Annotated in this window: 6 protein-coding genes and 1 tRNA gene; 1 reads left to right on the plus strand and 6 read right to left on the minus strand. The window is 70.3% G+C overall.

What is annotated here, in order from left to right; genetic code table 11:
• Positions 1 to 20: 20 nt before the first annotated feature.
• Genes modD through GBZ26_RS26795 form a run of 5 tightly spaced genes read right to left on the minus strand, consistent with a single transcriptional unit; the run spans position 21 to position 3399 of the window.
• Positions 21 to 848 (minus strand): ModD protein, encoded by an 828-nt coding sequence (gene modD, locus GBZ26_RS26775; RefSeq protein ID WP_174441434.1) that lies wholly within the window; start codon positions 846 to 848, stop codon positions 21 to 23.
• A gap of 20 nt (positions 849 to 868) precedes the next feature.
• Positions 869 to 1858 carry a magnesium transporter CorA family protein gene (locus GBZ26_RS26780; protein ID WP_174441435.1) on the minus strand — a complete coding sequence of 330 codons (990 nt, stop codon included), beginning with the start codon at positions 1856 to 1858 and terminating at the stop codon, positions 869 to 871.
• Positions 1855 to 2763, minus strand: coding sequence for a bifunctional methylenetetrahydrofolate dehydrogenase/methenyltetrahydrofolate cyclohydrolase FolD (gene folD / locus GBZ26_RS26785; protein WP_174441436.1), 909 nt, complete (start codon positions 2761 to 2763; stop codon positions 1855 to 1857). The genes GBZ26_RS26780 and folD overlap by 4 nt, the downstream gene beginning before the upstream one ends.
• The gene (locus GBZ26_RS26790; protein ID WP_174441437.1) at positions 2756 to 3115 is read right to left on the minus strand and encodes a DUF167 domain-containing protein; all 360 of its coding nucleotides are present in this window, start codon (positions 3113 to 3115) and stop codon (positions 2756 to 2758) included. Before GBZ26_RS26790 ends, folD begins: the two co-directional genes overlap by 8 nt.
• On the minus strand, positions 3115 to 3399 hold the full coding sequence (locus tag GBZ26_RS26795) for a YggT family protein (RefSeq protein WP_014238675.1): 285 nt from the start codon (positions 3397 to 3399) through the stop codon (positions 3115 to 3117). Before GBZ26_RS26795 ends, GBZ26_RS26790 begins: the two co-directional genes overlap by 1 nt.
• A 206-nt stretch (positions 3400 to 3605) precedes the next feature.
• On the opposite strand from GBZ26_RS26795, the gene GBZ26_RS26800 reads away from it, so the two are divergent.
• A tRNA-Ala gene (locus GBZ26_RS26800) sits at positions 3606 to 3681 on the plus strand.
• Between the two features lie 141 nt (positions 3682 to 3822).
• On the opposite strand, the gene GBZ26_RS26805 is transcribed toward GBZ26_RS26800, so the two are convergent.
• The gene (locus tag GBZ26_RS26805) at positions 3823 to 4860 is read right to left on the minus strand and encodes a DMT family transporter (protein WP_174441438.1); all 1038 of its coding nucleotides are present in this window, start codon (positions 4858 to 4860) and stop codon (positions 3823 to 3825) included.
• Positions 4861 to 4982 lie beyond the last annotated feature (122 nt).

Here is a 4982-nt window from a genome sequence, read left to right on the forward strand (position 1 = left end):
GCGGGAGAGGGGCTGGGGCGTCACGCCGGTTCCAGAACCACCTTCACATCCGCCGGGCGCCCGAAGAAGGGGGCGGTGGTGACCAGCAGCGGGCAGCCGGCGGCGGCGTAGGCCGCCGCGTTGTCCTCCGTCACCCCACCCGCCGCCGCGACGACCGGCGGGCGCGGCAGGCCGCGCGTCACCTCGACCACGGCGCGAGCCTCCTCCGGCGTGCGCTTCTCCAGTTGCAGCACGTCGGCCCCGGCCTGGGCGAAGGCGATGGCGTCCGCCACCGTGTCGACCTCCACCACGATCTTCTTTTCCGGCGCCCGGCGGCGCAGATCGGCGATCCACGCCTCCGGCGATCCGGACAGGAAGGCGCGGTGTTCGGGGAAGACCAGGATCGTTTCCGACAGGCCCAGCCGGTGCATCACCGCCCCGCCGGCCAGCACCGCCTTGACAGACAGGTCCTTGGCGCCGGGGAAGTTCTTGCGGGTGCAGGCGATGGTCACTCCGGGGGCGGCCTCCACGATGCGGCGGGCGCGGGAGGCGATGCCGGAGGCGTATTCGACCAGCGTCTGCGCCACCTTCCAGCCGCGGTGCAGGGCACCCGCCGGGCCGTGCCCCTCCAGAAAGGGCACCCCGGCCTCCACCGCCGTGCCGCTGGGCCGGACGGACGTCACGGTGCCGCCGGCCTTCTCGATCAGGCGGGCGGCCTCCTCCGTCCCGGCCAGCACCATGGCGCCGCGCGCCGTGAACCGGATGCGCGCCGGGGCGGCGGCGATGCCCAGCGAGTCGGTGGTCAGGTCGCCGTAGGGAACGTCCTGGGCGAGAAGCGCGTCGAGCGCGGCATCGGACAGGACGATCATCGGCGGTTCCCTTTTTCCGGTTAAAGCCACCCGCGGCGGCGGAAGTACCAGAGCGGCACGACGGCGGAGAGCACCATCATCACGATGGCCATGGGATAGCCGAAGTCCCAGTCCAGCTCGGGCATGTGGTGGAAGTTCATGCCGTAGGCCGACGCGATCAGGGTCGGCGGCATCAGCGCCACGGAGACGACCGAGAAGATCTTGATGATCGCGTTCTGCTCGATGTTGATCAGGCCGAGCGTGGCGTCGAGCAGGAAGTTCGCCTCGTGCGCCAGGAAGCCCGCGTGCTCGTTCAGTGACCGCAGGTCGCGCGTCAGGGTCTTCAGCGCGGCCTTCTGCTCCTTGGTCAGCCGCCCGGCGGCGACGGAGGAGAGGAAGGCGACCAGCCGGTCCAGCCCGGCGAGGCTGTCACGCACCTTGTGCGTCAGGTCGCCGGCCCGTCCGATGCCGCGCAGCACGCCCTGCAGCTCGTCCGGCTTCTTGGAGCTTCCGACCCCCTTGCTGTTCAGCGAGTCGGTGAAGATGCGCGCGGACAGCCCGTCGATGCGGGCGCCGATCAGCTCCAGCACGTCGGCCACCCGGTCGATCACCGCGTCCAGGATGCCCAGCAGCGCGTCCTCGGCGCTGGCCAGAAGCTCCGGCTGGCGGCTGGTCCGCGCGGCGAAGGTGGCGACGGAGCGCGGCTCGGTGAAGCGCACCGTGATCATGTGCCGGGGGGTCAGGACGAAGGTGACCTCGCCCTGCTCCGGCATCGGCGAATCGGCCCGCGCGATCACCGAGGAGGTGAGGTAGACGGCCTCCCCCTCGGTGTAGAGCTGGCTCGACGCCTCGATTTCCTTCATTTCCTCGCGCGTCGGCAGGTCGCAGCCGGTGACGGCGCCGACATGCGCACGCTCCGCCTCGTCGGGCCGCAGAAGATCGATCCACACCGTGTTGGGCGGCAGCGGCTCTCCGAGGGCGAGCGGCTGCTCGACCACGCGGCCGCCAACCCGGGCGTGGACCGTGATCATGCAAGGGCCTCGGCGGGGACCGGGGCGCCGGCGGCGCGGCAGGCGGCGGCCAGCGTGTTCAGCATCAGGCAGGCGATGGTCATCGGCCCGACGCCGCCCGGCACCGGGGTGATGGCGCCGGCGACCTTGACGGCCTCGTCGTAGGCGACGTCGCCGACCAGCTTGGTCTTGCCCGGCTCGGTCGGGTGCGGCACGCGGTTGATGCCGACGTCGATGACCACGGCGCCCGGCTTGATCCAGTCGCCGCGCACCATCTCCGGACGGCCCACCGCGGCGACCAGGATGTCGGCGCGGCGGCATTCGCCGGGCAGGTCCTGGGTGCGGGAATGGGCGACGGTGACCGTGCAGTCCTGCTGGAGCAGAAGCTGCGCCATCGGCTTGCCGACGATGTTGGAGCGGCCCAGCACCAGCGCCCGCTTGCCCTTCAGGTCGGCGCCCAGCGTGTCGCGGAGCAGCAGCAGGCTGCCCAGCGGGGTGCAGGGCACGATGGCGCCGGGGCTGCCGGTCGCCAGCAGGCCGGCGTTGACGACGTGGAAGCCGTCCGCGTCCTTTTCCGGGACGATGCGGGCCAGAACCTTTTGGGTGTCGATGTGCTTGGGCAGGGGAAGCTGGACCAGGATGCCGTGCACCGCCGGGTCGGCGTTCAGCCGGTCGATCAGGGCCAGCAATTCCACCTCGCCGAGGTCGGCCGGCATGTGGTGGTCGAAGCTGTTCATGCCGAGGTCGGCCAGGGCCTTTTCCTTGGACCGGACATAGACCTGGCTCGCCGGGTCCTCGCCCACCAGCACGACGGCGAGGCCGGGGGTGACGCCGTGGCTGGCCTTGAGCGCGGCCACACCCTCGGCCACGCGGGCGCGCAGCCCCGCGGCGAACGCCTTGCCGTCGATGATCCTCGCCTCAGCCATCGCTGTTCCCCGTATCAGGCTTTGCTGTTTCCACCAGCGCCGTCAGCCGGCGCATCAGGTCGGCCGGATCGCCGGCCACATGGACAATCTTGTTCCGGTCGGTGGCGCCGGCCACCACCGTCAGGCTGGTCTTGGGCAGTTTCCACGCCTTGGCCAGCAGCTTCACCACCGCCTCGTTCGCCTTGCCGTTCTCCGGCACGGCGGTGACGGTCACCTTCAGGGCCGTTCCTCCGGACGCTGTGGCGGCCAGCCCGGCGATGGCGTTGCGCGACGCCTTGGGCGTCACCCGCAGCGCCAGCCGGACACCGTCCGCCACGGCTTCGAAGGGAGCGGCTTCCGAAGGTCCCGGCATCAGAAGCGCGGCCAGTATTCCGCCATCAGGTTGCGGATGAAGAAGATCAACAGGATCAGGGCGATCGGCGACAGGTCCAGGCCGCCCATGTTCGGCAGGACGCGGCGGATCGGGCGCAGCACCGGTTCCGTGATGCGGTAGAGGAAGTCGCCGATGACATAGACCGCACGGTTGCGGGTGTTGACGACGTTGAAGGCCACCAGCCAGCTCAGCACCGCCGAAGCGATGAGCAGCCACACATAGAGGCTGAGAACGGTGTCGATCAGCAGGTAGAGCGCAATCATGCCCGGCCCGTCCCTTTATTGTCCGATTTTGCGGGGCACCCTAAGCACAAGCGGCGAGTGCTGTCCAGTGCCGCGCGGCGGGCCGCCACCATCCCCCTGCCATGCCCTTGCGCGCAACCGCCGATGCCCGCAATCGGGCGCGTTCAGAGGGCTTGACAGTCTCCCTCCGCATCACCATTATCCGCCGCACGCCGGTGACGGTGTGTGGGGCCGTAGCTCAGCTGGGAGAGCGACGCGTTCGCAATGCGTAGGTCGGGAGTTCGATCCTCCTCGGCTCCACCAATCACCCCCAAGACAGTGTTGCGACACAGGAATTCGCCCGGAAGCGGTGGAATTCCCCGCGGTGTGGCACCGCCCTGTCGCACGCGGCGTCGGCCGAATCATCCCATTCTTTTTAAAACGTCCGTCGATCCGACCCAAGCCTCAGTGCCTGTGCACGTGGTGGGCATCCGGAAAGTGGGCGTGCCGGTGCCTCAGGCGCACGTGCCGATGCCGGTGGGTGTGCGGCTCGGTCACCGGGCCATCGTGATGGTGCCGGTGATGCTCGTCATGCACATGCGGATGGTCGTGCTCCATCTCGTCATGGTCGTGTTCGTGGTCGTGGTCCTCCGTCAGGTGCAGCCAGACGCCGAGTCCCATCAGGGCTGCGGCCACGGCCAACCCGACCGTCAGCGGCTCCCCGAAGATCGCCAGGGACGCGATGCCCCCGACGAAGGGGGCCGTCGAGAAATAGGCCCCGGTGCGGGCGGCGCCGATGTGGCGCAGGGCGACCACGAACAGCACGAGGCTGACGCCGTAGCCGAGCAGCCCGACCAGCATCGCCGCCGCCGCGGTCGGCGCGGCAGGCAGACCATCGCCGAGCGCCAGGGCGATCCCGACATTGACGGTGCCGGCCACCAGCCCCTTGATCGTGGCGATGTCCGCAGGGTCGGCCAGCGACACCTTGCGGGTCAGGTTGTTGTCCACCGCCCACATCAGGCAGGCGGCGGCGACCGCGGCCGGTCCCCAACCGCCGTCCAGGCTGACCGGTCCGCCCCAGGACAGCACGACCGCCCCCGCCACGATGGCGATCATGCCCGCGACGAGCCGCCGATCGACGCCCTCGCGGAAGACGAACCAGGCCAGCAGGGCGGTGAACACCCCTTCCAGATTGAGCAGCAGCGAGGCGGTGGAGGCCGGCGTCGCGGTCAGGCCGGCCATCAGCAGCACCGGCCCGGCGACTCCACCCGCAGCGACGGCGGCCAGCAGCCAGAGCCACTCGGCGCCGCGGAGGCCGCGCTCGCCGCGCTTCCGTGACCCTGTCAGCAGACGGACCAGCCCCAGCCCGATTCCGGAGCCGAGATACAGCAGGCCCGCCAGCATCCAGGGGGATAGATCGTGGACCAGCAGCTTCGCCAGCGGCGTGCTGAGGCCGAAAAGGACCGCGGCCAGGATGGCGGTCGTTGCGCCGGTTCGGGGCATGAGCGCCTCGCACGCCTGTTGGGTGGGGGAAGTGTTGCCCCCACCCTAACCCTCCCCCGCTTCGCAGGGGAGGGGACGGACGCCATCTCCCTCCCCTGCGCAAGCGGGGGAGGGAGATGGCG

Origin of the sequence: Azospirillum formosense (assembly GCF_013340925.1) — a bacterium.
Classification (GTDB): Bacteria; Pseudomonadota; Alphaproteobacteria; order Azospirillales; family Azospirillaceae; genus Azospirillum; species Azospirillum formosense.